This is a genomic window from Kitasatospora sp. NPDC004723 (assembly GCF_040609255.1).
Lineage (GTDB): Bacteria > Actinomycetota > Actinomycetes > Streptomycetales > Streptomycetaceae > Kitasatospora.
Genome location: NZ_JBEXJT010000042.1, coordinates 13,583 through 38,916, shown reverse-complemented (window position 1 = coordinate 38,916; position 25,334 = coordinate 13,583). Strand labels below are relative to the sequence as shown.

Here is a 25,334-nt window from a genome sequence, read left to right as displayed (position 1 = left end):
GTGGCGCTCGCCCGTCCGGGGCCGGAATAGTCCGGCCCCGGACACAGTTGACGGTCCGGCAGGCGGTGATCACGTTCACCGGGGAGCAGCGGACGAGGGGGAAAGATGGCAGCCGGAGACACCGTGGGCGGAAGCGTCGCACCGGGGTTCGAGCGGGTGCGGGAGGAGTTCGCCGCGGTGGCGGCCGAGGAGCCGGCGGGCGGCGGCGCCCAGCTGGCGGTCCACCTGGACGGCCGCCGGGTGGTCGACCTCTGGGCCGGCGAGGGGGTGTCGGGCGAGTCGCTGTTCGCGCTCTACTCCTCCGCCAAGGGGGCGGCGCACCTGGTGGTGGCGCTGCTGGTGCAGGAGGGCGTGCTCGCGCTGGACGAGGAGGTGTCCCGCCACTGGCCGGAGTTCGCGGCGGAGGGCAAGGGCGGGCTGACCCTGCGCCAGCTGCTGGAGCACCGCTCGGGGCTGATCGGCGTCGAGGGCGGTTTCACCCCGGAGGAGCTGGCGGACGACCGGCGGCTGGCCGAGCGGCTGGCCGCGCAGAAGCCCTACTGGGAGCCCGGCACGGCCTACGGCTACCACGCCTTCGTGATCGGCGCGCTGACCGGCGAGGTGGTCCGCCGGCGGACCGGTCGCACGATCCAGGAGCTGTTCGAGGAGCGGATCCGGGCGCCGTTCGGGCTCGACTTCTTCCTCGGTCTGCCGCAGCAGCTGGAGGCGCGCTACCTGCCGATCCTTCCGGCGGTCCCGGTGCCGGGGCGGCCGGCCGCGCCGCCGGCGCCGGACAGCCTGATGGCGGTCGCCTTCAACCTGAACGCCACCCCGCCCACCGACCTGGTGGAGTTCGCCAACCGCCGGTCGGTGCGGGCACAGGGCCCGGCCTCGACCGGCAGCGTGGGCAACGCCCGGGGCCTGGCGGCGATGTACGCGGCGGCGGCGCAGGAGTCGGACGGGCGGGCGCCGCTGCTGACCCCGGCCACGATCGCCGAGTTCGGGCGGGTCAGCACCCGGGGCACCGACGTGGTGACCGCCGAGGAGGACCACTTCGGCCTCGGCTTCGAGGCGCAGAGCGCGCGCTTCCCGTTCCTCGGGCCGGAGGCCTTCGGGCACAGCGGCGCGTCGGGTGCGCAGTCCTTCGCCGATCCGCGCAGTGGCGTCGCCTACGGCTACACCCGGCGCCGGTTCACCTCGCTGCCGCTGGGTCCGGAGAACCACCGGCTGGCCGAGGCCGTGGTCCGCGCCGCCGAGGCGGTGCGCGGGGCGGCCGGCTGACCGTCCGGCGGGCCTGACCCTCCCTCGGAATCGGGCCCGGGGAGCGGCGCGTGCGACGCGGCCGGTCCCCGGGCTCCACCGTGCCCGCGGCTACTCGACGGTGACGCTCTTGGCGAGGTTGCGGGGCTTGTCGACGTCGCGCTTCAGCGCGACCGCGGCGTGGTACGCGAGCAGCTGGAGCGGGATGTTGAGGAGCAGCGGGTCCAGCTCGGGCTCGCTCCTGGGGACCAGGATGCAGTGGTCGGCGAGCCTGGCCTCGGGGCGGCGGTGGGCGACGGCGAGGACGCGGCCCGAGCGGGCCTTGATCTCGCCGAGGGTGGTGAGGTTCTTGTCGAGCAGCTCGTCGTCCGGGACGAGGGCGACGGTGGGCAGCTCGGGGCTGATCAGGGCCAGCGGGCCGTGCTTCAGCTCGCTCGCCGGGTAGGCCTCGGCGTGCACGTAGGAGATCTCCTTGAGCTTCTGCGCGCCCTCACGGGCGACGGGGTAGCCGCGCACCCGGCCGATGAACATCATGCCGGTGGAGTCGGCGTACTCGGCGGCGAGGCGGGCGATCTCGTCGCTCTGGGCGAGGACCTCGCGGATCTGGCCGGGCAGCGCCTTGAGGGCGGAGACGATCCGGCGGCCGTCGGCGGGCGAGAGGTCGTGGATCCGGCCGAAGTGCAGGGCGAGCAGCGCGAAGGCGACGACGGTCGAGGTGAAGGCCTTGGTGGAGGCGACCGAGATCTCCGGGCCGGCGTGCAGGTAGATGCCGCCGTCGCACTCGCGGGCGATGGCGCTGCCGACGGTGTTGACGACGCCGAGCACCCGGCCGCCCTTGCGCTTGACCTCCTGCACGGCGGCGAGGGTGTCGTAGGTCTCGCCGGACTGGCTGACCGCGATGTAGAGGGTGTCGGCCTCGATGACCGGGTTGCGGTAGCGGAACTCGGAGGCGGGTTCGCTGTGCGCGGGGATGCGGGCCAGCTCCTCTATCAGCTGGGCGCCCATCTCGCCGGCGTAGTAGGCGGATCCGCAGCCGAGGATCTTGACCCGGCGGATCTCGCGCAGCTCGCGGGCGTCCAGGTTGAGGCCGCCGAGGTGGGCGGTGGCGAACCGCTCGTCGAGCCGTCCGCTGAGGGTGCGCTCGACGGAGCCGGGCTGCTCGTGGATCTCCTTGAGCAGGAAGTGCTCGTAGCCACCGGTGTCGTAGGAGTCGATCTCCCAGTCGACGGTGGACGGCTGGCGGTGGGTGGTGCGGGCGTCCTCGGTGAAGGTGCGGAAGCCGTCGGCGCGCACGGTGGCCAGCTCGCCGTCCTCCAGGTGGACGACCTGGCGGGTGTAGCGGACCAGGGCGGAGACGTCGGAGGCGACGAACATCTCCTTCTCGCCGATGCCGAGCACGATCGGGCTGCCGTTGCGCGCGACCACGATGCGGTCGGGCCGCTCGGCGTCGAGGACGGCGATGCCGTAGGTGCCGACGACCTTGGCGAGGGCGGCGCGCACGGCCTCCTCCAGCTCGACGCCCTCGGCGGCGTGGGCGGCGACGAGGTGGGCGAGCACCTCGGTGTCGGTCTCGGAGCGGAAGACGGCGCCGTCGGCGGCGAGCCGTACGCGCAGCTCGTCGGCGTTCTCGATGATGCCGTTGTGGACGACGGCGATGCGCTCGGCGTTGTCCAGGTGCGGGTGGGCGTTGGCGTCGCTGGGGACGCCGTGGGTGGCCCAGCGGGTGTGGCCGATGCCGGTGGCGCCCTTGAAGCGGGCGGGGATGTCGGCGGCGAGGTCGGCGACCCGGCCCTTGACCTTGCGGACCTTGATGCCGCCGCTGCGTCCGGCGACGGCCACGCCGGCGGAGTCGTAGCCGCGGTACTCCAGCCGGGCGAGGCCTTCCAGCAGGAAGGGCGTCGCGTCCTTGGGGCCGATGTAGGCCACGATTCCGCACATGGTGGACTCCTGGGTCGGTGAGGTCGGTGAGGTCCGTGAGGTCGGCGAGGCCGGGGACGGCCGGTCAGCCGTAGACGATGCGGCGCAGCTGCCGGGCCGAGAGACCGGGTGCCGCGACCCGGCGGGCCGGCAGCTCCTCGGCGAGCCGGGCGAAGATCCGTTCGTTGGTCAGGCCGCGTGCCTGGAGTTCGCCGTGGCGGCGCCGGACGTACTCCTCGGTGGTCTCGGAGAAGTACGCCAGCACCTCGGCCACCACCCGCGCCGCCTCCCGGGGCCCGAGCGGACTGGTCCGGGTGAGGTGGGCGAGCAGGTCTTCGTGAGGGTGCGAGGGACCGGGCGAGCTGGACACGAGTGGGGAGCCTAGGCGCCCCTCCATCGAAAGATCAAAGATCCTGCCCGATTTCGGGCAGGATCTTGCCGTGTTCGATTCATGAACGGGGGTCTTGTAGCCGACGCGAGTGACCACGTAGCGTGATGACCTGCTCACACACCGGGGGGCCGGGGGAGGAAAGGGAGCGTCGGAAGAGTGTCGGAAGAACGGGAGGCCTGCTGATGTGCGGGATCACCGGATGGGTCGCCTACGACCGTGACCTGACCCTTGAACATGCGGTGCTCGACGCCATGACGGGCACCCAGCTCTGCCGCGGCCCGGACGCCGGCGGCGTCCACCTGGAACGGCACGCCGCGCTGGGCCACCGGCGCCTCGCCGTGCTCGACCTGGCGGGCGGCGTCCAGCCGATGACGGCCGAGCACGACGGCCGGCTGCTGGCCGCCCTCAGCTACAGCGGGGAGGTGTACAACCACCGCGAGCTGCGGGCCGAGCTGGAGGCCGCCGGGCACCGCTTCCGGACCCGCAGCGACACCGAGGTGGTGCTGCGCGCCTACCTGGAGTGGGGCGAACACCTGGCCGAACGGCTCAACGGCATGTTCGCCTTCGCGGTCTGGGACGCCCGCACCGAGGAACTGCTGCTGGTCCGCGACCGGATGGGCGTCAAACCGCTGCACTACCACCCGGTGCCGGACGGCGTGGTCTTCGGCTCCGAGCCGAAGGCGCTGCTCGCCCACCCCGCGGTGCGCCCGGTGGTCGACCTGGACGGGCTGCGCGAACTGCTCACCCTGGCCCGCACCCCGGGGGTCACCCCGTACCGGGGCATCTTCGAGGTGCGTCCCGGCCATGTGGTGCGGGTGCGGCGCCAGGGCATCACGGTCCGGCGCTACTGGTCGCTGGAGGCCCGCGAGCACACCCAGGACCTGCCCACCACGATCGGTACCGTGCGGGCCCTGCTGGAGGACATCGTCCACCGCCAGCTGGAGTCGGACGTGCCGCTCTGCTCGCTGCTCTCCGGCGGCCTGGACTCCAGCGCGGTCACCGCCCTGGCCGCCCGCACCCTGCGCGCCGCCGGCGCCGGCCCCGTGCGCTCCTTCGCGGTCGACTTCACCGGCCAGTCCGAGCACTTCGCCCCGGACGCCGTGCGCACCACCCTGGACGGCCCGTACGCGGAGCTGCTCGCCCGCCACGTGGGCGCCGACCACCGGGTGATCGAGCTGGACACCGCCGCCCTCGGCGCCCCGGCCCAGCGGCTCGCCACCCTGCGCGCCCGCGATCTGCCGGGCGGCGTCGGCGACATGGACGCCTCGCTGCTGCTGCTCTTCCGCGGGGTGCGCGAGCGCTCCACGGTGGCGCTGTCCGGCGAGTCGGCGGACGAGCTGTTCGGCGGCTACCGCTGGTTCCACGACCCGCGGCTGGTGCACGCCGACGACTTCCCGTGGGCGGCCGTGCTCAGCAGCCTCGGCGGCACCGGCAGCGGACCGCGCGAACAGCTGCTGGACCGCGAGCTGCTCCGCAAGCTCGACCTGGACGGCTACCGGCGGGCCCGGTACCGGGAGGCGCTCGCCGAGGTCCCGCACCTGCCGGACGCCGACCCGTTCGAACGGCGGATGCGGGAGGTGTCGTACCTCAACCTGACCCGCTTCGCCTGCATCCTGCTGGACCGCAAGGACCGGATGAGCATGGCGACCGGGCTGGAGGTGCGGGTGCCGTTCTGCGACCACCGGCTGGTGCAGTACGTCTTCAACACGCCGTGGGCGATGAAGCACTTCGACGGCCGGGAGAAGAGCCTGCTGCGGGCCGCGGTGCGGGACGTGCTGCCGCCCGAGATCGCCGACCGGATGAAGAGCCCCTACCCGATCGTGCAGGACCCGCGCTATCCGCAGCTGCTGCGCGCGGAGCTCGCCACGCTGGCCGCCGATCCCGCCTCCCCCGCCCTCGCGCTGCTGGACCGGCGGGCGCTGTCCGACGCGCTCGCGCCGGACACCGATCCGCAGACGGTCCGGCTGGCGACCGATCTGGCCCTGGACCTGGACGCCTGGCTGACGGAGTACCAGGTGTCGCTGGAGCTCTGAGCCGACCCCGGGGGCGACCCCGGGCAACCTCGGACGGCCCTGGACGACCCTGGACGACCCGCCCCGGGCGGCGCGCACGCCGCGCCGCCCGGGGCCCCCGACGGCCCGCCGGGGCCCGTCCCGTGACCAGCCGCCAACCCGCGTCGTTGACCCGGCAGGACGTGCGATAGCGTCGCCGACACCTCCCGAATGGCGGTCGATAACGCGGAATCCGAAGCCCGTGCCGTCAGGATGGGGAGAGTCCCGTCCGTCTCGATCCGCCGGGGGATCTCCGTCATGCAACCGCGAGCCTTCGCGATCCTCACCGCCCTGCTGCTCGGGGTGCTCGGCCTGGGGTCGGTGGCCGTCACCGACTGGACGCCCGAGCCGGTCACCGCCGCGGTGGCCGGGCAGCCGGCCGCCCCCGGGGCCGGCACCGCGCAGCCGGCCACCGGAGCCACGGCCGCCGGTGTCACGGCCGCCGGCGGCACGGCGACCGGGGACCCGGCGGTGTGGACCCGCTCGACGCTGCGCAACAAGCTGATGGCCGAGATGGACGCCAGCGACCCCGGCGTCGCGCTGGCCGACCTCGACCGGATCACCAAGCAGCTGCCCTACACCGTCCGGTTCTGCCACCCGATCGCCCACGAGCTCGGGCACGCGGCCGTCAAGCGCTTCAACGCCGACTTCCAGAAGGTCATCTCCTACCCGCACGAGACGTGCGCGGCCGGCTACCTGCACGGCGCCGTCGAGGAGATGCTCAACGCCTCCCCCCAGCCCGAGACCGACCTGGTCAAGCTCTGCGCGCCCAAGAACAGCGGCCCGTGCATCCACGGCGTCGGCCACGGCACGATGTTCGTCGCCAAGCAGGACGTCGCCAAGGCCCGCGAGCTGTGCAACAAGTTCACCACCGACCAGAACCGGATCCGCTGCTCCGAGGGCCTGTTCATGCAGCTCTTCGGCCCCGACGAGGAGGACGAGAAGGCGAAGGCCAACCTCCCCGCCGACAAGCTCGCCCAGGACCCGCTCTACCCGTGCAAGGACCAGCCGTCGCTGTTCCAGTCCGCCTGCTACTTCTACGCGCCCACCTTCTACCTCTCCTCGCACGACTACCCGAACCACCCCGAGGTGTACGCCGAGGCCCTGAAGTGGTGCCTCAACGGCAAGGCCTCCGGCGGGGCGGTGGACTGCAGCCGGGGTGTGGGCTCGCGCACCATGAAGTACAACCTGGACCGCGAGGACTGGGCCGCCCAGCAGTGCGCGACCGCCGCGGACGGCTGGCAGCGCAAGGCCTGCGCGGAGGGCCTGGTCAGCTACTACACGGTCAACTACACCGACGCGGGGGCGGCCGGCCGGCTCTGCGCCAAGGTCACCGACAAGGAGATGCAGGGCTACTGCCGCTCGGCGAGCGGGCTCTCCGCCTCGCTGGACTGACCGCCGCCCGTCCTGCTCCTCGGGCCCGCGCCGCACGGCGCGGGCCCGTTTCCGTAGGATCACGGGAATCCGGGTGCGCCGAGGACGCCGCGCCACCAGGCCCGCACCACCCCGGAGCCGCACATGACCTCCGACGCCCCCCGCACCGACGCCCCCCGCACCGACGCCGCCCACGCCGCCGAGGCCCCCCGCACCGCCGACGGCTTCCGCACCGCACACGACGACTTCCGCGCCGCCGCGCACACCGCCGCCGACCTGGCCGCCGACCACCTCGCCGGGCTGGCCGCCCGCCCGGTCTGGCAGCCGATGGACGACGCGGCCCGCCGCGCCCTGCTGGACGCCCCGCTGCCCGCGGCCGGCCGCCCGCTCGCCGAGCTGCTGGAGACCGTCGGCCGCGACGTGCTGCCGTACCCGATGGGCAACGGCCACCCCCGGTTCTTCGGCTGGGTGAACTCCGCCCCCGCCCCGGCGGGCGTGCTCGCCACCCTGGCCGCCGCCGCGATGAACCCCAGCTCGGCCGGCGGCGACCACGCCGACGTCCACCTGGAGCGGGCCGTGGTCCGCTGGATCGCCGAGCTGGTCGGCTTCCCCCACCGGCCCGGCGGCGGACTGCTCACCTCCGGCACCTCGATGGCGACCATCGTCTGCCTCGCCGCCGCCCGCGACCGGGCCGCCCGCGCCGCCGGGTGGGACGTCCGCGCGGACGGCCTGGCCGGGATGCCCCCGCTGGTCGGCTACGTCACCGGCGAGACCCACTCCTGCGTGCGCAAGGCCGCCGAGCTGCTGGGCCTCGGCAGCCGGTACCTGCGCACCGTGGCCACCGGCCCGGACGGCCGCCTCGACCCGGCCGACCTGCGCGCCGCCGTCGCCCGCGACCGGGCCGACGGACTGCTGCCCTTCCTGGTGGTCGCCTCGGCCGGCACCGTCGGCACCGGCGCGGTGGACGCCTTCGGCCCGCTCGCCGACCTCTGCGCCGAGGAGCGCCTGTGGCTGCACGTGGACGGCGCCTACGGCGCGTTCGGCGTGCTCGACCCGGTGATCGCGCACCGCTACGCCGGGCTGGAGCGGGCCGACTCGCTCGCCCTCGACCCGCACAAGTGGCTCGGCGTCCCGGTCGACTGCGGCTGCGCGCTGGTCCGCGACCCCGAGGGGCTGCGCGCAGCCTTCAGCCTCGTCCCCTCCTACCTGCGCGACGAGACGGCCGGCGAGCTCGGCTGGTTCTCCGAGTACGGCACCGAGCAGACCCGCCCGTTCCGCGCCCTCAAGGTGTGGGCCACCATCGCCCACCGCGGCCGCGACGGCCTCGCCCGGGACATCGCCCGCACCACCGCCCTCGCCCGCCGGCTCGGCGAACTCGTCTCCGCCGACCCCGGTCTGGAGCTGCTCGCCGAGGTGCAGACCTCCATCGTCGCGTTCCGCCTCCGCCCGCCCGGCCTGACCGAGGCCGCCCTGGACGCCCTCAACCGCGAGCTGCCCGCCGCCGTCCAGCGCCGCGGCCGCGCCTTCGTCACCGGCGCCCGCCTGGCCGGCCGCGAGATCCTGCGGGCCTGCCTGCTCAATCCGGCCACCACCGAAACGGACCTGCGGATCCTGCTCGACGAAGTGAAGGAGGCGGGGCGCGGCGCAGCCGATGGGCGGCACCATTAACCGTCAGGTCACGGGGGATTCGTGATCGTGAAACACCGAAGCGGCAGATTGATGGCATGGAGCACCTGGAGAAGCCGAAGCCCGAGAACGTCCAGTCCCCGAACCCCTCCCGTGCCCAGCGCCGCGGCGGCCGTACCCACCGGTGGCGGCGCGACGCGGTGGAGCTCGCCGCCGTCTTCGTCTCGGTGACCACCGCCGACCTGGTGGCCAAGCTCGTGGTGCACGGGCCCGACGGGCCGGTGGTGCTGGCCGCGTCCGCCACCGCCCTGCTCGCCACGGCGCTGTTCCACACCTGGTGGTCGCACCACCACCGGCTGCACGGACCGCCCGCGCCGGACGCGCCCGCGCCGCCGGCCGGGTCGGCCGCGCAGGTGCAGGCCTCGCAGGCCGCGCAGGTCGTGCAGTCCTCGCAGGCCGAGCCGTTGAAGGGGCCGCTGCACGACTTCGAGGAGACCGCGCTGTGGCGGCTGCGCACCACGGTGCGGGACTCCCCCGGCAGCCTGGCCCGGATCTGCGCGGCCTTCGCGGCGCGGCAGGTGAACATCGTCTCGATGCAGTCCCACCCGCTGCCGTCCGGCGCGGTGGACGAGTTCTTCGTGCGCGCCCCGCACTCGCTGGCCCGGGCCGACCTGGCCGCGCTGGTCGCCGGGGCCGGCGGCGACGACATCTGGACCGGCCCGGCCGACGCCCACGACCTGGTGGACCTGCCGACCCACGTCCTGGGGCTGGCCACCCGGACCGCGCTGGACGCCGCCGAGCTGCCGATCGCGCTGCGCCGGCTGTTCGGGCAGTGCGGCATCCGGCAGTACCCGGGCGCCGCCGGGCGGGCCGCCGGGGTGGACGGGCACGTGATGCGGCTGCCGGTGCCCTCCGGGGACCTCGTCGAGCTCACCCGCCCGCAGCTGCCGTTCACCCCGACCGAGTTCGCCCGGGCGCAGGCGCTGGTCGAGCTGGACGCCCTGCTCGGGCCCCGGGTGCCGGACGTCCGGGCCCGGCTGAGCCTGCCGGCCGGCGCCGACCTGACCGTGCGGCGCGCCGACGCGGCGGACAAGGAGGCGGCGCTGGCGATGCACCACCGCTGCTCCCCCGACACGCTGCGCAAGCGCTACCACGGGCCGGTCCGGGACGCCGACCGCTACCTGGACCACCTGCTGGACGCCCGGCACGGCCAGACCCTGGCGGTGGAGACGGCCGACGGGCGGATCGTCGCCCTCGGACACCTGATGTGGGACGACGAGGGCGCCGAGGTGGCGGTGCTGGTCGAGGACGCCTGGCAGCGGCGCGGGCTGGGCCTGGACCTGATGCGGCGGATGTCCGCGCTGGCCCTGGAGGCCGGGGTGGACACGGTGTACGCGGTCACCCAGTCCTCCAACTCCGGGCTGATCGCCACCATGCGGCGGCTGGCGGCGCCGCTGGACTACCAGGTGGAGGACGGGACGCTGGTCATCACCGCGCACCTGGCGGAGGCGGCCGAGGAGCTGCCGGTGCCCTGGCAGACCCGCCCAGGCCGGTAATCATCTGGTCATTTCTTCACCACACCCTCACCAAGGGCCCCTCCCGCCCCGGCGGCCGGAACCGCCGCACCCCGGTGGTGCGTCCCCGACGGCGAACGGCCCCTCCGTACACCGCCGGCCCTGATCCCGTGTCAGGACCTCCCGGACGGGCTCTCCGGGCGCTCCGCAGCAGGCGGCACGGGGTCCGGGGCGCCGAGCCGGGCAGCGGAGTCGGTAGGCTGATCCCGTCCCCGCCGCCCGACGGCCCGTAGTCCGGCCCCCGGGCGGTGCCGCAGCAAGGAGGAACCACTGAGCATGGCAGGCACCGAATCGGAGCCCACAGGCGCACGCGACGCCTCGCTGCCGGCGCGCGCGAAGATCGCGGTGACCGCCGGCAAGGTGGCCGCCGCCGTCTCCCGCAAGGCCGGGCGCGGCAGCGGATCGGTGATCGGCGGCAAGGTCGCCCTGAGGCTCGACCCCGATCTGCTCGCCACCCTCGCCGAGAACCTCGACGTGGTGCTGGTCAGCGCCACCAACGGCAAGACCACGACCACCCGCCTGATCGCCGAGGCGCTGCGCGCCGCCGGCCCGGTCGTCTCCAACGCGCTCGGCGCCAACATGCCGGCCGGCATCACCTCCGCCCTGGCCGGCGGCTCCGAGGCCCGCTTCGGCGTGATCGAGGTCGACGAGAAGTACCTGGCGATGGTGGCCCGGGACACCCGCCCCAAGGCGATCGCCCTGCTCAACCTCTCCCGCGACCAGCTCGACCGCGCCGCCGAGACCCGCATGATGGCGGAGAAGTGGCGCGAGGGCCTGCAGGACACCGAGGCGGTGGTGATCGCCAACGCCGACGACCCGCTGGTGACCTGGGCCGCGTCCTCCTGCAAGAAGGTGGTCTGGGTGGCCGCCGGACAGGCGTGGAAGGAGGACGCCTGGTCCTGCCCCGCCTGCGGCGGCGTGATGCAGCGCCCCGGCGACGACTGGTTCTGCCAGGAGTGCGGCTTCCGGCGCCCCAACCCGCACTGGGCCCTGCAGGGCACCCACGTCATCGACCCGCAGCGCGGCGCCTGGCCGATCCAGCTCCAGCTGCCCGGCCGGGCCAACCTGGCCAACGCCACCAGCTCGGCCGCCGTCGCCGCCGTGTTCGGCGTCTCCCCGCAGGTCGCGCTGGAGCGGATGCGCTCCGTCACCGCGGTGGCCGGCCGCTACGACGTCGTCCAGTACCAGGGCCGCGACATCCGGCTGCTGCTGGCCAAGAACCCGGCCGGCTGGCTGGAGACCTTCTCGCTGATCGACGGCCCGCCGACCCCGGTGGTGCTCTCGGTCAACGCGCTGGACGCCGACGGCACCGACACCTCGTGGCTGTGGGACGTGGACTACGAGCGGCTCGCCGGGCACCCGGTGTTCGTGCTGGGCCAGCGCAAGCTGGACCTGGCGGTGCGCCTGGAGGTCGCCGGCCTGCAGTTCCACGTCGTGGACTCGCTGGAGCAGGCCGTCCGGATGGCGCCGCCCGGCCGGATCGAGGCGATCGCCAACTACACCGCCTTCCAGCAGCTGCGGAAGGTCGTGGCCGGCTGATGCCGGCCACCCGCCCAGCAGCCCCAGCAGCCCACCGCACGTACGTCATGGAAGGCCTTCGAGGATGAGTGAGAGCAGCCTGCGCGTGGTCTGGGTCTACCCCGACCTGCTCAGCACCTACGGCGACCGCGGCAACGCCCTGGTCGTGGAGCGCCGGGCCCGGCAGCGCCACCTCAACGTGACCCGGATCGACGTCCGCTCAGACCAGGCGGTGCCCACCAGCGGCGACATCTACCTGATCGGCGGCGGCGAGGACCGTCCGCAGCGGCTCGCCGCCGAGCGGCTGCGCAACGACTCCGGGCTGGTGCGGGCCTCCGAGAACGGCGCGATCATCTTCGCGGTCTGCGCCGGCTACCAGATCCTCGGCCACGAGTTCATCAACGACCTCGGCCAGCGCGAGCCGGGCCTCGGCCTGCTGGACGTCTGGACCAGCCGCGGCGAGGGCGAGCGCTGCGTCGGCGACGTGCTGGCCGACGTCGACCCGGCCCTCGGCCTGCCGCAGCTGACCGGGTTCGAGAACCACCAGGGCGTGACCCACCTCGGCCAGGGCGTCAAGCCGCTGGCCCGGGTCACCGCCGGCCGGGGCAACGGCACCGGCGACGGCACCGAGGGCGCCTGGCGGGACACCGTCTTCGGCACCTACCTGCACGGCCCGGTGATGGCGCGCAACCCCGCCGTCGCCGACATGCTGATCAAGCTGGCGCTGGACGTGAACGCCCTGCCGCCGGCCGACACCACCTGGTACGACGCGCTGCGCTCCGAGCGCATCGCGGCCACGACGCGCCCCGCGTAGCACGTCCCGGGCCCGTCCGACCGGGTGCCCGCGATGCGGTCACCCGGCCCACGGGCGGGCCGGAACGTACGACAATGGGGCTGCCCCTTCCCGGGGCTGCCGGCTGCACACCCTCCTCGGCAGCAGGCTGCACTTCCACGCGGGGGCGCCGACGGCGCCGCTCCCGCGTCGGCTCCTGCCCGGCCGGACGCAGGGGCCGTATGCTCGACAACCACGGCCGGTTTCGGACGTTCTGTCCGGATCGGCCGGTCCTTCACCCGGCGGCCATCTCCGCGTCGACCCGGCGCGGGAACGGCTCGCTACGGTGGCGGTCCGTCGTCCCAGCCTGTAGTCCGGCCGTTCCTCGGTTCTGCTCGGGAGTTGCAAAGCAATGCGTATTGGAGTGCTGACCAGCGGCGGTGACTGCCCCGGCCTGAACGCGGTGATCCGCTCCGTGGTCCACCGGGGGGTGGTCGACCACGGCGACGAGATCATCGGGTTCGAGGACGGCTGGCGCGGTTTCCTGGAGGGGCACCACCGGCCCCTGACCCTCGACTCGGTGAGCGGGATCCTCGCCCAGGGCGGCACCATCCTCGGTTCCTCCCGGGTCCAGCCCAGCCACCTGCGCGACGGCGTCGAGCGCGCCAAGCAGTACTGCGCGGACCTCGGCCTGGACGCGGTGATCCCGATCGGCGGCGAGGGCACCCTGAAGGCCGCCAAGCTGATGAGCGACGCGGGCCTGCCGATCGTCGGCGTGCCGAAGACCATCGACAACGACATCGCCTGCACCGACGTCACCTTCGGCTTCGACACCGCCGTGTCGGTCGCCACCGAGGCGCTGGACCGGCTGAAGACCACCGCCGAGTCGCACCAGCGCGTCATGGTCGTCGAGGTCATGGGCCGTCACACCGGCTGGATCGCGCTGAACGCGGGCATGGCCGCCGGCGCGCACGCGATCGTCGTCCCGGAGCGTCCGTTCCACATCGAGAAGCTCACCGCCGTCGTCCGGGAGCGCTTCGACCGGCAGAAGAAGTTCGCGATCGTGGTCTGCGCCGAGGGCGCCAAGCCCGAGCCCGGCACCATGCACTGGGAGGAGGGCACCAAGGACATCTACGGCCACGAGCGCTTCACCGGCATCGCGACCCAGCTCTCCCGCGAGCTGGAGCACCGCCTCGGCAAGGAGGCCCGCCCGGTGATCCTCGGCCACACCCAGCGCGGCGGCACCCCGACCGCCTACGACCGGGTGCTCGCCACCCGGTTCGGCTGGCACGCCGTGGAGGCCGTCCACCAGGGCGCTTTCGGGCACATCACCGCCCTGCAGGGCACCGACATCAACCTGGTGCCGCTGGGCGAGGCGGTGGCCGAGCTGAAGACCGTGCCGGCCGACCGCTACCTGGAGGCCGAGACGGTCATCTGACCGCCTCGCTCCCCCGCTTCTCCGCGGAGCCCCGGCCCCCCGAGTGCGCGAGCCTCGGGGGGCCGGGCCGTTCTCGGCAGCCGCCCTGCCGGGAGCGGAGTGCCGGATCAGAAGCCGGTGTCGTAGGTGTACAGGGCGCTGTGGTCGAGCATGTCCGCCGGGGAGACGTTGTTCCACGGCTTCATCGGCTCGTTGAGGTCGACCACGTCCGGCGTGCCGGCCGTCGGCAGGTAGGTCTGGCCCGGGTTGCGCTTCTGCCACTCCGACCAGAGCTTGTCGACGAAACAGTGGTGCAGCCAGAACACCGGGTCGTTGGGCGACACCCCGGTGGCCATCTGGCCGCCCACCCAGACGTGCACCCGGTTGTGCAGGTTGACCCCGCGCCACCCCTCCAGGGCGTTGCGGAAGCCGGCCGAGGAGCTGTTCCACGGCGCGGCGTCGTAGGTGGTGATGGCGAGCACCGACTCGGCGTCGGGGCGGGTGGGCAGCTGGGCCACCCCGGCGCCGAGCTGGCGGCGCAGGTAGGTGCGGCTGTCGGTGTTGACGTTGAGCGTCCACCCGCCGGTGGAGTAGGCGAACGGACCGGTGGTCACCTGGCCGTCGCTCGCGCGGCCGTTGCCGCCCAGGAAGTCGGCGCCCCAGATGCTCGAACCGGTGGAGCGGTCCGCGGTCCAGTCCCAGTACGGCAGGTTGACGCTCGGGTCGATGGCCTGGAGCGCCTGCTCGAACTGCAGCAGGTACTTGCGGTGCCAGGGCAGGAAGGACGGCGAGCGGTGGCCGGTGCGCTCGCCGTTGTCGACGTCGCTGAGGATGAACTGGTTGTGCGTCGTGACGAACGGGTCGTAGCCGCCGTTCGCCTTGAGTGCCAGGACCGCGTTGACGAAGGCGCGCTTCTCCTGGGCGGTCAGGGTCGCCTGGTTCTTGCGGACTCCCATGAGTCCCCCCTCTGTGGTCGGTTGGTGTCGGGTGGCGCCGGATCAGGCGGTCGCGACCGGGACGAGCGTGGCGCCCTGGAGGTCGTTGACGGCGGCCCGGGCGAGCGCGCGCGGCGTCGCGAAGGTCTGGTAGTGATTGACCACGCTGATCCAGGTGCCGTCGGCGTTGCGCATCATGTGCAGCTCGTCGCCGTCGATCCGCACCTCGTAGCCGGTGCCGGTGCCGGTGCCGGTGCCGCCGTGGTGGCCACCGCCACTGACCGGGCGGCCCTGGATCCGGCGGCCCTGGAAGACCTCGTCGAAGCTGTCGGAAGCCCCGGGGTCGGCGGCCGTGGCCGATCCTCCACCCGGGCCGGCCACGCCGATCGCGATCGTCCCGGTGGCGACGGCCAGCGCGGCCCCGGCCCCCTGGAGCATCCTCCGGCGGGTCAGCTCGCTGCCGTGGGTGTCCTCGGACATGCTGAATACCCCCTCATGTGCCTCGCGCTTTTGTTAAGGCACAGTTCACAAACGATTGGTGAATCGTTATTCCAAGGCGATTTCTTGATCGAAGCCGCCATTTCGATGCTTGCAAGGCTTGGCGACCTAGGGAACAGCCAATCGGCGGGGGTACGAAGGGTTGTGTTCAGATTCGGTCATCTTTGCTCGGCCTTGATCGGTGGGCCAGAGTGGACCACACCGTGGACCAAACCGTGGACCGGATCCCGACGGAAGGACACCAAGGCGATGGAGATCCTCGCGTACGGCGTGCAGGCGGACGAGCGGCCGCTGATGGAGGAGGCGTTCGCGGACCGGCACGGGCTGCGCTGCCTGTCCGTCTTCCTCAACCGCGACACCGCACCGCTCGCCGCCGGCTACCCGGCCGTCAGCAGCAGCGTCAACGACGTCCTGGACGCCGACACCCTCGCCGTCCTCGCCGAGGGCGGCACCCGGCTGATCGCCCAGCGCTCCACGGGCTTCAACAACATCGACCTGGACGCCGCCGCCAAGCTCGGCCTCACCGTCGCCCGGGTCTCCCACTACAGTCCGTACGCCGTCGCCGAACATGCCTGGGCCCTGGCCCTGGCCGTCAACCGGCGCCTCACCCGCGCGGCCAACCGCTCCCGCGAGTTCGACTTCCGCCTCGACGGCCTGCTCGGCCGCGACATCCACGGCATGACCGTCGGCGTCATCGGCACCGGCAAGATCGGCGAGTGTTTCGCCCGCATCGCCGCCGGCTTCGGCACCCAGCTCCTCGGCTGGGACATCGCCCCCAACCCCGCCTGCCTCGACCTCGGCATGACCTACACCGAACTCCCCGAGCTCCTCTCCCGCGCCGACCTGATCAGCCTGCACGTCCCGCTGCTGCCGTCCACCCACCACCTCATCGACGGCGCCGCCCTCGCCCGGATGAAGGACGACGCCATCCTCGTCAACTCCAGCCGCGGCGGCCTCATCGACAGCGCCGCCCTGGTCGAGACCCTGCGCGCCGGACGCCTCTCCGGCGTCGGCCTCGACGTCTACGAGGAGGAGACCGGCGTCTTCTTCACCGACCGCTCCATCCACGGCATCACCGACGACACCCTCGCCCGCCTCGTCACCTTCCCCCAGGTCCTGGTCACCAGCCACCAGGCCTACTTCACCCACACCGCCGTCGGCCAGATCATCGACGCCACCGTCCGCAACGTCGACGACCACGCCGCCGGCCGCACTAACGAGAACACCCTCGTCCCGAAAGCCTGAGCGCACCCATCACCACAACCCGCCAGCCTTCGTGCGGAGGGAGCGACATGCCGGGACCGCGAAACAACCGAGCCGATCGACAACCCCTCATCCTCCGAGAACCACTTGACCCCCAGTCGCCCCGGGAAGCACCACTTCACGGACGGGCTCCTACGCGACTGCGCGTCCGCGGTCGTCTGGGCCAGGGCCACCGGCAGCTCACCAAGGCACTGGCGGCGTACGCCGGCTCTCTGGCCCAAGCACCGGAGGAGGGCCCGAGGGCCTTGACTGGAAGTGTGTCCAGGTCCCCCGGGCCCCGCCCGCCGATCAAGGCGGAGAAACACCAGTGCTACGAGCGACCGGTTCTACTCGGTCCGCAGCGCGGCGACGGTCCGGGAGCGCGCCGCCCAGCCGGCCGGCAGCAGTGCCCCGAGCAGGGCGATCGCGATCCCGCCGGCCAGCAGCGGGAGCAGTATCCCGGGGGTGTAGACGTCGGTCACGCTCGACGGCAGGTTCCTGCCGATCGCGCTCACCATCCGGGTCAGCGTCGCGCTCTCCACCGCCATCCCGATCGGGACCCCGATCAGCCCCGCGATCAGCCCGGTGAGGCTCACCGAGGTCAGCACCATCGCGATGGTCTGCTTGGGTGTCATCCCGAGGGCCTTGAAGATCCCCAGGTCGTGGATCCGCTCCCGGGTGTCCTGCACCACGGTGTTCAGCACGCCGAGCGCGGCGACCGCGATCATCATCAGTGTGAGGGTGGCCACCAGGGCGACCATGGTGAGCACCGTGAGGTTCGGGTACGTGATGTTCGGGGTGGCCTCGGCGTGCAGCGGGGTCAGCGCTGGGGTGGCCGAGGCGGACCAGTCCGGGCCGCTGACGTTGTCGGCCAGCTCGACGTTGAACTGGGTGATGTACGGCGTCAGACCGGCGGCGGTGAACGTGGCCGAGTCGGTCATCACGACCCCGTTGCTGCTGGCATCGAAGTCGATGCCGACGATCCGCAAACGCAGTTGCTTGTTGTCCTGCGTCACGGTGACGGTGTCGCCGACGTGCATCCCGGCCGCTGAGGCCAGGTGGTCGTTGATCACGGCTTCGCCGGGGTTCTGGTAGAAGCGGCCGTGCAGCAGAGCCAGATTGGTCCAGGACAGGTCGCCGGTGGTGGTGTCCACATTCGTGTGGTCACCCGTCGGCGCGCCGATCACGGTCGCGCCGCTGTCGCCCCAGCCGAACGCGGCCTTCGTACCCGGGACCGAGGCGAGCGCGGCGGCCACCCCGGGGTAGTCCAGGTGGGGGTTGGCAGGGCCACCGCCGGAGGCGTGGAGGCCGGCGGGCGTGCCGGCGGGCACCACGATCATCGACGCGGCCCTGAAACCGGTGCTATCCGTGTCCATGTACTTGGTGAACGTGGTCTCCAGCCCGACTGCGAAGGTGACGCCGACCGCGCCGAACAGCACCGCGGCGCCCACCAGTGCGGCCCGGGCCGGCTTGGCGAACGGCTGGGCCAGTCCCAACGACATCGGCCGGGGCAGCGGCAGCCTGCTTGCCAGGCGCTGCGCGCCCTGGCCGCGCTTGGCCTTGGGGGCGCGGCCGACGACCAGGGTCTGCACAGCCGGCATGCGGCCGGCCCGAAGTGCCGGGACGAGCGCGGTGACACTGACGATGACCAAGGTGCCGATCGGCACGACGAGGCTGACCCACATCGGCAGGCCGGCGTCGGCGGCACCGAGATCCTTGCTGGCACTGCCCAGGACCGGAACAGCCAGCAGGTTGCCGAACAGCGTGCCGCCCACCACGCCGATCGTCGCCGGGATCAGGGCTTGTGCGGCGTAGGCGCGGGCCACCTGCCAGGGGGTGAAGCCGAGCGACTTCAGGATCCCGATGCGCCGGATTCCCGAGACCACCGTGCCGCTGACCACGATCCCGATGATCAGCACCGACAGGAACAGACCGAGGAGGCCGAAGACGACCAGGAACGGCACGAAGGACTTCGCGCTGCCGACGACCTGCTTCTCCACGGCCAGGTAGGACTGTCCGCTCTCGACCGAGCCGGCCGGCGCGGCGGCGGCGATCGCCTGCTTGTCCGTGGTGAGGTCGGCGTCGGTCCCGGACGTGGCGAACCGGTAGAGCATCTGCTCGTCGGTCTTGGCGCCGGCGGCGGTCAGCCGCGCGAAGCCGTCGCCGGTGAGGAAGCCGGTCGCGGTGTTGGTCAGCGAGTTCGCCAGGCCGACGACCTTGAACGAGGGCTTGCCCGGCAGTGAGTCGAACACCACGGAACCGTCTGCGCAGTGATGGTCCCATGAGGCCAGGACGATCTCGTTCGCGGTGGTCGGCCACCTGCCCTGGACCAGGGCCAGCTGGTCCAGGCCGGAGGTGCCGGCCAGGTCGGGTCGGGTGGCGGCGACGACCGGCTGGTTGGCGCGACCGGCCATCGGCATGCCCGCGGCGATGTTCGCGGTGCAGTCCGTGCCGAAGCTCGTGTTGAGGGCGGCGGTGACCGGGTAGGGCCCGGACGCCTCGGTGACGCCGGCGGCGTGCGCGGTGGCGGCGGCCTGCGCGGCAGTGGCCTTCGAGCCGTCGAACTGGACCGACAGGTGCGCGCCGTTCCGGGCTTTGAAGGCGTGCTCGAACGGGGCCTGCACGACGGCCAGCAGACCGAGCGAGAGCACACAGGAGGTGACGGCCGCGAACGTCGTCAGGGCCATCACGAGGGACTGCACACGACGCCGGCCGACGCCGGAGCGCACGACCTTGCCCAGGGCGCTCATCGGCCCGCTCCCGCCGGCAGCAGACGGGCCACGGCCCGGAAGGAAACCTCGCACAGGCGCTGGGACGGCAGCGCTGGGAGCCCCGTCATCGGACCGCTCCCGCCGAGCTGTTGGAGGTGGCGCCGCTGACCGTGTTGACCACGTCCCGGGCCACGGCACCATCCACCAGCTCGATCGTGCGTCGCGCGGTGTTCGCGGCCAGCTGGATGTCGTGGGTCACCAGCAGGATGGTCTGGCCGTCGGCGTTCAGCTCCAGCAGCAGCCGGCGCACGTCCTCGGCCGAGCGCGAGTCCAGCGCGCCGGTCGGCTCATCAGCCAGCAGCAGCGCCGGGTCGTTCATCAGGGCCCTGGCCACCGCCACCCGCTGCCGCTGCCCGCCGGACAGCCGCTGCGGATAGGCATCGGCGTGCCGGTCGATGCCCAGCGAGCCGAGCAGGTCGACGGCCCGCCGCTTCGCTTCGTTCCTGCCCATCCCGGCCAGCTGCGCCGGAACCATGACGTTGTCCAACACGGTCAGGTCGTCCAGCAGGTTGAAGAACTGGAAGACCATGCCGATGGAGGCCCGGCGGTACTTCGCCGAATCGGCCTCGCCGAGCTGGTCGACGCGGATGCCGTCGACGGTCACGGTGCCGCTGGAAGGCTTGTCCAGACCCGCGACCAGGTTCAGCAGCGTCGACTTGCCACTGCCGGAATGGCCGAGGATCGCCACGCACTCACCGGCCGCCACGGACAGGGTCACCCCGGCCAGCGCGGGCGGGCCGTCATCATATTTCTTCGTCGCGTCCTGGAGATCGATCATCGGCTCATTCGTCATGGCCACGAACCTAGGAACGGGCCATGGTCCATCGCGTCGGCCGGCGGATGTCACCCCTCTCCCAGGCCGTCGGCCCGGCGGCGTACCCCGCGTACATCCCCGGGGTGACGCGCAGAGCCGACGCCAATCCATACGATCTCCGCATGGAAGAGCTGCTCCAGCGTTTCTCGACATCGAAACCCGTGACCTGGCTGACGTCACGGGCCGTGGTGCTGGCCGCCGCCTGCTTCTACGCGATGATGCTCTTCTGGACGATGCCGCTCGGTCAGCTCCGGCGCTCCGGCGGCCTGTTCCGGTTCCCCGACCTCGGGCCCGACCAGATGATCGGTCTCTGCGTCGTGCTCGCCCTTCCGGTCCTGCTGGTGCGCCGGCTGCCCGCTGCGGTCTTCGCGGTGGTCCTGGGCGAAGCAGCCCTCGGTGACCTCTTCGGCGCGAACCCCTGGATCGTGCTCCTCCTGCTCCTGGTCCTGGCCGGACACCTCGCCGCCCGGCGGCCGACGGCTGCCGCCGTCGGCTCCGTCGTGGCCGTCGCGACCGTGTTCGCCGAGCGCACCCTCGGCTACCACAGGGAATCCGTCGGCTACGCGGCCCCGCGGGCCGGGCAGCTCGCCTTCGTGTTCGCGGTCGCGTGGGTCTTCGGCGGGGTGTACCGCAAACGCCGTGAATACCTCGAAGCCCTGCACGAGCAGACCGAGGCCCGCGCCGTCATGGCCGAGCGGCTGCGGATCGCCCGCGAACTGCACGACAGCGTCGCGCACAGCATCGGGATCATCACGGTGCTGTCGGGAGCGGCGGCGCGCGTCGTGGAGACGAGGCCCGAGCAGACGCGGCAGGCGCTGACCGGCATCGAGACCACCAGCCGGGAGACGCTGCTCGGGCTGCAGCGCATGCTCGGAGCGCTCCGCCGCGCCGAGCCCGACGACGCCACGCCGCAGGCCGCTCCGCTGGCGCCGGGCGGCAGCCTGGCGGACGTCCCGCGGCTCGCCGAACGCACGGCCGATGCCGGGGTGCGGGTCCAGGTGACCTGGCAGGGCGAGCAGCGTCCACTGCCGCCGGAGATCGAGCTGTCGGCTTTCCGGATCGTCCAGGAGTCGGTGACGAACGTGGTGCGGCACTCCGGTGCGCGGACCTGCCGGGTCGCGGTCGGCTACGAGCCGACCGGAGTGACGATCGAGGTGGTGGACGACGGGGACGACGGTCCCGGCGGGCCCGGCCGTCCGAGGCCCCCGGCGGCGGTCGGCGGGAGCGGCTTCGGCCTGCTCGGCATGCGCGAGCGGGTGTCGCTGCTGTCCGGCCAGTTCAGCGCGGGCCGGCGTCCGGAGGGCGGATTCCGGGTGGCGGCGAGGATTCCGGCATGAGCGTGCGGGTGCTGCTGGTCGATGACCAGCCGCTGATGCTGGTCGGGCTCGGGATCCTGATCGGCGACACCGACGACCTGGAGGTGGTCGGCCAGGCCGGCGACGGCCGCGAGGCGATGCGGCTGGTGCGTGAGCTGCGGCCGGACGTCGTGGTGATGGACATCCGGATGCCGGGCATGGACGGGATCGAGGCGACCCGGCAGGCGACCGCCGAGCCGGACCCGCCCAAGGTGCTGGTGCTGACGACCTTCGACGACGACGAGTACGTCTACGGCGCACTGCGCGCCGGGGCCAGCGGATTCCTGCTCAAGAGCATGGCCCTGGACGCGATCCTGGACGCGATCCGCGTGGTGGCGGCCGGCGACGCATTGATCGCGCCGAGCGTGACCCGACGGCTGATCGCGGACTTCGCCGGAACGTCCAGCCCCGCGTCCCCCGAACCGGACGCCGAGCCCGCCGCGGACTCACGTCTCATCACGGGGATCACCGACCGGGAGCGCGAGGTGCTGGCACTGGTCGGACAGGGACTGTCGAACGGTGAGATAGCCGAGCGGTTGGTGATCAGCGCGGCGACGGCGAAGACGCATGTCGCGCGTCTGTTCGCCAAGCTCGAAGCCCGCGACCGCGTCCACCTGGCGATCATCGCCTTCGAGGCCGGACTCGTCCCGCGCAGACGGTAGGGCAGGATGAGAAGAACTGGGGCGACTCGATCTGGGAACTGATGCTGACGCAGCGTCCCTCCGGCACACACTTCTCGCAGTCGAGTGCTCCGGGCGGAAAGAGCCCGCTGGTGCGGGACCCCTCGCGGCCGGGCAGCTCCTGGCCGCCATCCGCGCACAGCCGACGACCGGAGCCCCCGTCGGCGAGCACCTGCCCTTCAGGTGATACGAACCGGATCACAGGACACTAGCCCTGCCGTTCCAGCCATTCCGAAATCACCTGGTTGGTTTCTTCTGGCATTTCCTCCTGGATCCAGTGACCGCAGTCCAGGCCGACCACTTCCACGCTGGGCACGAACTCTGCCAGTCTTTCGAACCTCGGGATCGCGAAGTCCTGGTCGCCGTAGATCATGAGGGCGGGCTGCTTGATGATCGGGTCCGCGTCCGCCAGCCGGCGCCAGTTGCGGTCGAGGTTCCTGTACCAGTTGATGCCGCCCGTGAATCCCGACGTCTCGAACGCGGAGACGTAGACGGCCAGGTCGCTGTCGCTCATGATGGGCTCACCGAGTGCTGTTTCCGCCTTGGCGAGGTTGATAAATGCCATGCCCGGCTCAGGGGGTGCGGGGGGCACGTTCTTCCGGTAGAGGTTGCGGAGGAACTGGGAGGTGTTGGCGTCGAATACGGCGTCCGCGACGCCCGGCTGCCGGTTGAAGTGGACGAAGTAGAAGTCGCCGCCGAGGAAGGTTTCCATGACCTCGATCCACGGCGTTTCTCCGCGCTCCTGGTAAGGCAGGCTCAGGTTGATCAGCTTGTTCACCCGGTCGGGGTGCAACAGGGTCAGCCCCCAGACGACGAACGCACCCCAGTCATGGCCGACGAAGGTGGCGTCCTCGTAGCCATAGTGGTCCAGGAGCGCGACGAGGTCACCCGTCAGGTGTTCGATGTCGTAGTCCGTCACCTCGGTCGGGCGGGATGAGTTGCCATAACCCCGCTGGTTCGGTGCGATGACGTGGTAGCCGGCCGCTGCGAGGACGGGCATCAGGTGACGCCAGGAGAAAGCGTGCTCCGGCCAGCCGTGGCAGAGCACGATGGGATTGCCCTTGTTTTCCCGACCTGCTTCGAATACTTCGAGCTCCACACCGTTGACCTGGATGAGGGTGGGCTCGGGAAATTCTGCTTGATTGATCACTGCATTTCCTCCCTGGGGGGCGTTCGCTGGCGGTCGACCTCCTCGATGAGGTCATGTCGCCATCTTGATACCTAAACCGGTCACCTCATGACCGGTTTCCATGAGAGTTTTGTCAGCATGCGATCCGATCGACTGGTGGCCATACTCCTCTTGCTCCAACGGCGCGAGCAGGTGACAGCCGCGGAGGTCTCCCGAGAGCTGGACGTCTCCGAGCGCACCGCCCGCCGCGACCTCGACGCCCTGGCCATGGCCGGGGTGCCCGTGTACTCCGTGCAGGGCCGAGGCGGCGGCTGGCGCCTGGTGGGCGGTGCTCGTACCGACCTGTCCGGGTTGACCGCCAGTGAGGCCCGCGCCCTGTTCCTGGCTGTCGGCCCGGCCTCGGATGCGACGCCGGCGATGAAAGCAGCTCTGCGCAAGCTCGTCCATGCCCTACCGAAGCCCTTCCAGGTGCAGGCCGAGGCAGCGGCGGCGTCGCTGGTCGTAGACCCGCAGCGATGGGGGGCGAGCCGGATCGAGCACCGGCCGCCTCGCTTCCTCGACGAACTCCAGGACGCGGTGATCAGCGGCGTCCAGGTGTCGCTCGGCTACGTCGACAGCAAAGGCGTCGAAACCAGGAGAACCGTCCACCCGCTGGGCATCGTCGCCAAAGGTCCTGTGTGGTACCTCGTCTCCAACACCGAGACCGGCCGACGGATCTTCCGGATCGACCGCGTGTCATCTGCCGACCCGACCGGCGACCCTGTGCACCGACCCGAGGAGTTCGACCTTGCCGAGAGCTGGAACGAGATCGCCAAAGAGGTCGATCGCAAGCGAACGCCGCTGGAGGTCCGGGCGGTATGCACACCCGACGGGATAGGCATACTCCGGATGGCGCTCGGCGACCGGCTGGACGTGGGAGGTTCCACGACCGATGGCCGCATCGAGGTCGTGATCCGCGGCCCCAATGAGTACATCCTCGCCGGCGAGCTCTCCGGGCTGGTCGAATGGGTCGAGGTGACCGACCCTCCGGGGGTCCGAGACCACCTGGCCTCGATCGGCAACGCCCTCGTCGAACGATACGGCCGGCCGCGCACCAGCGGAGACCTTCACCCGTCTTGAAGCGGACGAGGCAGGGCTTCGAGAACAGTTCCGCTCAATAGGGTGGGTTTGTCCGTTCCGGCAGTCGCCCGGTCACGAGTCGGCGGGTCTGCCGGCCTGGCTCGCTGCGGGGTGGACCGTCTCGTGCCGGGCCGGCATCGCCACGCACTCGCCACGCACTCGGCGCGCTTCCGAGGTCGAGGTCGCGACGGGCGGAGCAGGTTGTGGCGGCGGCTGGCGCCTCGTAGGCGGCGCCGTCGATCACGGGCCGTGGGCCATGGGCGGCCAAGGCCAGCCCGTGGGGTTCCCGGAGCGGCAAATCCCGCGCTGGACGGCCGAGCTGGAGGGCTACGCGATCGCGCTGGGCTGTTGCAGCGGGCCCTCAGGTTCCAGGTCGCCGGAACGGCTTGAGCCGCACCCCCTCCAGGCTGTCGGCGATCAGCTCGTCCAACCGCCGCTCCCGAGTCTCGTCCCGCTTGGCACTGATCACATGGTGGATGGCCGACTTGCGGTAGGACGGCGCCTGCCCGCTGAACCACTCCCACGCCCGCGGTTCCGCTTGGAAGCGAGCCAGCTGCGCCGCCTCGAACTCCCGGACCGGCTTCTCCTCGCGGCCCCGGTCACGGGCTTCGAACACCGCGATGCCGGCCGGCCGCATGAGCCCCTGCGCGATCAGCTCCTCGATCTTGCGGAGGTTGACCAGGCTCCAGTTGCTGCGCGGCCTGCGCGGGGTGAACCGGATCGTCCAGGAGAAGTCGTCGATCGGGCCCTGCCGGCCGTCGATCCAGCCGTAACACAGGGCCTGGTCGACCGCCTCCGACCAGCTCAGCGTGGGCTTGCCCGCTCCCTTCTTCCACATGCCCACCCGGCATTCGGAGGCAGTCGCGTGGCGCTCCTCCAGCCAGTCCCGGAACTCCTCAGGACTTGAGAGAG

General features: G+C 72.1%; 20 protein-coding genes. 12 read left to right on the top strand and 8 right to left on the bottom strand.

Features of this window, described 5'->3' with window-relative positions:
- Window positions 1–105 precede the first annotated feature (105 nt).
- Window positions 106–1,260 (top strand): serine hydrolase domain-containing protein, encoded by a 1,155-nt coding sequence (locus ABZW10_RS30035; RefSeq protein ID WP_355371993.1) that lies wholly within the window; start codon window positions 106–108, stop codon window positions 1,258–1,260.
- 90 nt (window positions 1,261–1,350) lie between these two features.
- Here the strand turns inward: ABZW10_RS30035 and glmS are convergent, their stop codons facing one another.
- Together glmS and ABZW10_RS30025 are read right to left on the bottom strand one after the other, a co-directional pair.
- Complete coding sequence (gene glmS, locus ABZW10_RS30030) at window positions 1,351–3,177, bottom strand: glutamine--fructose-6-phosphate transaminase (isomerizing) (protein WP_355371991.1); 1,827 nt, start codon at window positions 3,175–3,177, stop codon at window positions 1,351–1,353.
- Window positions 3,178–3,241: 64 nt separating this feature from the next.
- A complete protein-coding gene (locus ABZW10_RS30025) occupies window positions 3,242–3,526 on the bottom strand; it encodes a hypothetical protein (RefSeq protein ID WP_327683601.1) in 285 nt (94 codons plus the stop codon).
- Between the two features lie 203 nt (window positions 3,527–3,729).
- Between ABZW10_RS30025 and asnB the strand changes: the two genes are divergently transcribed.
- From asnB to ABZW10_RS29990, 7 genes are all read left to right on the top strand, one after another.
- Entirely contained in the window at window positions 3,730–5,580 is a 1,851-nt protein-coding gene (asnB, locus tag ABZW10_RS30020) for an asparagine synthase (glutamine-hydrolyzing) (protein ID WP_355371988.1), read from the top strand.
- A gap of 276 nt (window positions 5,581–5,856) precedes the next feature.
- On the top strand, window positions 5,857–6,993 hold the full coding sequence (locus tag ABZW10_RS30015; protein ID WP_355371986.1) for a hypothetical protein: 1,137 nt from the start codon (window positions 5,857–5,859) through the stop codon (window positions 6,991–6,993).
- 123 nt (window positions 6,994–7,116) lie between these two features.
- A complete protein-coding gene (locus ABZW10_RS30010) occupies window positions 7,117–8,640 on the top strand; it encodes a pyridoxal-dependent decarboxylase (RefSeq protein WP_355371983.1) in 1,524 nt (507 codons plus the stop codon).
- A 56-nt stretch (window positions 8,641–8,696) separates the two neighbouring features.
- Window positions 8,697–10,154 carry a GNAT family N-acetyltransferase gene (locus ABZW10_RS30005; protein ID WP_355371980.1) on the top strand — a complete coding sequence of 486 codons (1,458 nt, stop codon included), beginning with the start codon at window positions 8,697–8,699 and terminating at the stop codon, window positions 10,152–10,154.
- Window positions 10,155–10,448: 294 nt separating this feature from the next.
- On the top strand, window positions 10,449–11,711 hold the full coding sequence (locus tag ABZW10_RS30000; protein ID WP_355371978.1) for a MurT ligase domain-containing protein: 1,263 nt from the start codon (window positions 10,449–10,451) through the stop codon (window positions 11,709–11,711).
- Between the two features lie 64 nt (window positions 11,712–11,775).
- Window positions 11,776–12,504, top strand: a complete 729-nt coding sequence (locus tag ABZW10_RS29995; protein ID WP_355371976.1) for a glutamine amidotransferase — start codon at window positions 11,776–11,778, stop codon at window positions 12,502–12,504.
- A gap of 370 nt (window positions 12,505–12,874) precedes the next feature.
- Entirely contained in the window at window positions 12,875–13,900 is a 1,026-nt protein-coding gene (locus ABZW10_RS29990) for a 6-phosphofructokinase (RefSeq protein ID WP_355371973.1), read from the top strand.
- 107 nt (window positions 13,901–14,007) lie between these two features.
- Here the strand turns inward: ABZW10_RS29990 and ABZW10_RS29985 are convergent, their stop codons facing one another.
- Together ABZW10_RS29985 and ABZW10_RS29980 are read right to left on the bottom strand one after the other, a co-directional pair.
- The gene (locus ABZW10_RS29985; protein ID WP_355371970.1) at window positions 14,008–14,835 is read right to left on the bottom strand and encodes a tyrosinase family protein; all 828 of its coding nucleotides are present in this window, start codon (window positions 14,833–14,835) and stop codon (window positions 14,008–14,010) included.
- A gap of 42 nt (window positions 14,836–14,877) precedes the next feature.
- Entirely contained in the window at window positions 14,878–15,294 is a 417-nt protein-coding gene (locus ABZW10_RS29980; RefSeq protein ID WP_355371968.1) for a tyrosinase cofactor, read from the bottom strand.
- 267 nt (window positions 15,295–15,561) lie between these two features.
- Between ABZW10_RS29980 and ABZW10_RS29975 the strand changes: the two genes are divergently transcribed.
- Window positions 15,562–16,557 (top strand): 2-hydroxyacid dehydrogenase, encoded by a 996-nt coding sequence (locus ABZW10_RS29975; protein WP_355371965.1) that lies wholly within the window; start codon window positions 15,562–15,564, stop codon window positions 16,555–16,557.
- A 344-nt stretch (window positions 16,558–16,901) separates the two neighbouring features.
- On the opposite strand, the gene ABZW10_RS29970 is transcribed toward ABZW10_RS29975, so the two are convergent.
- Both ABZW10_RS29970 and ABZW10_RS29965 read right to left on the bottom strand, forming a co-directional pair.
- Window positions 16,902–19,304: an FtsX-like permease family protein gene (locus tag ABZW10_RS29970; RefSeq protein WP_355371962.1), complete on the bottom strand. Its 2,403-nt coding sequence runs from the start codon at window positions 19,302–19,304 to the stop codon at window positions 16,902–16,904.
- A gap of 85 nt (window positions 19,305–19,389) precedes the next feature.
- Complete coding sequence (locus ABZW10_RS29965; protein WP_355371959.1) at window positions 19,390–20,118, bottom strand: ABC transporter ATP-binding protein; 729 nt, start codon at window positions 20,116–20,118, stop codon at window positions 19,390–19,392.
- A 143-nt stretch (window positions 20,119–20,261) separates the two neighbouring features.
- On the opposite strand from ABZW10_RS29965, the gene ABZW10_RS29960 reads away from it, so the two are divergent.
- Both ABZW10_RS29960 and ABZW10_RS29955 read left to right on the top strand, forming a co-directional pair.
- Window positions 20,262–21,476 carry a histidine kinase gene (locus ABZW10_RS29960; protein ID WP_355371956.1) on the top strand — a complete coding sequence of 405 codons (1,215 nt, stop codon included), beginning with the start codon at window positions 20,262–20,264 and terminating at the stop codon, window positions 21,474–21,476.
- On the top strand, window positions 21,473–22,156 hold the full coding sequence (locus tag ABZW10_RS29955) for a response regulator transcription factor (protein ID WP_355371953.1): 684 nt from the start codon (window positions 21,473–21,475) through the stop codon (window positions 22,154–22,156). The genes ABZW10_RS29960 and ABZW10_RS29955 overlap by 4 nt, the downstream gene beginning before the upstream one ends.
- A gap of 226 nt (window positions 22,157–22,382) precedes the next feature.
- Here the strand turns inward: ABZW10_RS29955 and ABZW10_RS29950 are convergent, their stop codons facing one another.
- Entirely contained in the window at window positions 22,383–23,324 is a 942-nt protein-coding gene (locus ABZW10_RS29950; protein WP_355371950.1) for an alpha/beta hydrolase, read from the bottom strand.
- A 117-nt stretch (window positions 23,325–23,441) separates the two neighbouring features.
- On the opposite strand from ABZW10_RS29950, the gene ABZW10_RS29945 reads away from it, so the two are divergent.
- Window positions 23,442–24,422, top strand: a complete 981-nt coding sequence (locus ABZW10_RS29945; protein ID WP_355372061.1) for a WYL domain-containing protein — start codon at window positions 23,442–23,444, stop codon at window positions 24,420–24,422.
- A 361-nt stretch (window positions 24,423–24,783) separates the two neighbouring features.
- Here the strand turns inward: ABZW10_RS29945 and ABZW10_RS29940 are convergent, their stop codons facing one another.
- The gene (locus ABZW10_RS29940) at window positions 24,784–25,260 is read right to left on the bottom strand and encodes a YdeI/OmpD-associated family protein (protein WP_355371948.1); all 477 of its coding nucleotides are present in this window, start codon (window positions 25,258–25,260) and stop codon (window positions 24,784–24,786) included.
- Window positions 25,261–25,334 lie beyond the last annotated feature (74 nt).

Bases quoted from the DNA above. Each gene is read 5' to 3' on its own strand.
- ABZW10_RS29965 (WP_355371959.1), bottom strand. From the start codon at position 20,118: ATGACGAATGAGCCGATGATCGATCTCCAGGACGCGACGAAGAAATAT.
- ABZW10_RS29980 (WP_355371968.1), bottom strand. From the start codon at position 15,294: ATGTCCGAGGACACCCACGGCAGCGAGCTGACCCGCCGGAGGATGCTC.
- ABZW10_RS29945 (WP_355372061.1), top strand. From the start codon at position 23,442: ATGCGATCCGATCGACTGGTGGCCATACTCCTCTTGCTCCAACGGCGC.
- ABZW10_RS29960 (WP_355371956.1), top strand. From the start codon at position 20,262: ATGGAAGAGCTGCTCCAGCGTTTCTCGACATCGAAACCCGTGACCTGG.
- ABZW10_RS30010 (WP_355371983.1), top strand. From the start codon at position 7,117: ATGACCTCCGACGCCCCCCGCACCGACGCCCCCCGCACCGACGCCGCC.
- ABZW10_RS29985 (WP_355371970.1), bottom strand. From the start codon at position 14,835: ATGGGAGTCCGCAAGAACCAGGCGACCCTGACCGCCCAGGAGAAGCGC.
- ABZW10_RS29995 (WP_355371976.1), top strand. From the start codon at position 11,776: ATGAGTGAGAGCAGCCTGCGCGTGGTCTGGGTCTACCCCGACCTGCTC.
- ABZW10_RS30005 (WP_355371980.1), top strand. From the start codon at position 8,697: ATGGAGCACCTGGAGAAGCCGAAGCCCGAGAACGTCCAGTCCCCGAAC.
- ABZW10_RS29990 (WP_355371973.1), top strand. From the start codon at position 12,875: ATGCGTATTGGAGTGCTGACCAGCGGCGGTGACTGCCCCGGCCTGAAC.
- ABZW10_RS30000 (WP_355371978.1), top strand. From the start codon at position 10,449: ATGGCAGGCACCGAATCGGAGCCCACAGGCGCACGCGACGCCTCGCTG.
- ABZW10_RS29970 (WP_355371962.1), bottom strand. From the start codon at position 19,304: ATGAGCGCCCTGGGCAAGGTCGTGCGCTCCGGCGTCGGCCGGCGTCGT.
- ABZW10_RS30035 (WP_355371993.1), top strand. From the start codon at position 106: ATGGCAGCCGGAGACACCGTGGGCGGAAGCGTCGCACCGGGGTTCGAG.
- ABZW10_RS29975 (WP_355371965.1), top strand. From the start codon at position 15,562: ATGGAGATCCTCGCGTACGGCGTGCAGGCGGACGAGCGGCCGCTGATG.
- asnB (WP_355371988.1), top strand. From the start codon at position 3,730: ATGTGCGGGATCACCGGATGGGTCGCCTACGACCGTGACCTGACCCTT.
- ABZW10_RS29955 (WP_355371953.1), top strand. From the start codon at position 21,473: ATGAGCGTGCGGGTGCTGCTGGTCGATGACCAGCCGCTGATGCTGGTC.
- ABZW10_RS29940 (WP_355371948.1), bottom strand. From the start codon at position 25,260: ATGTGGAAGAAGGGAGCGGGCAAGCCCACGCTGAGCTGGTCGGAGGCG.
- ABZW10_RS30015 (WP_355371986.1), top strand. From the start codon at position 5,857: ATGCAACCGCGAGCCTTCGCGATCCTCACCGCCCTGCTGCTCGGGGTG.
- glmS (WP_355371991.1), bottom strand. From the start codon at position 3,177: ATGTGCGGAATCGTGGCCTACATCGGCCCCAAGGACGCGACGCCCTTC.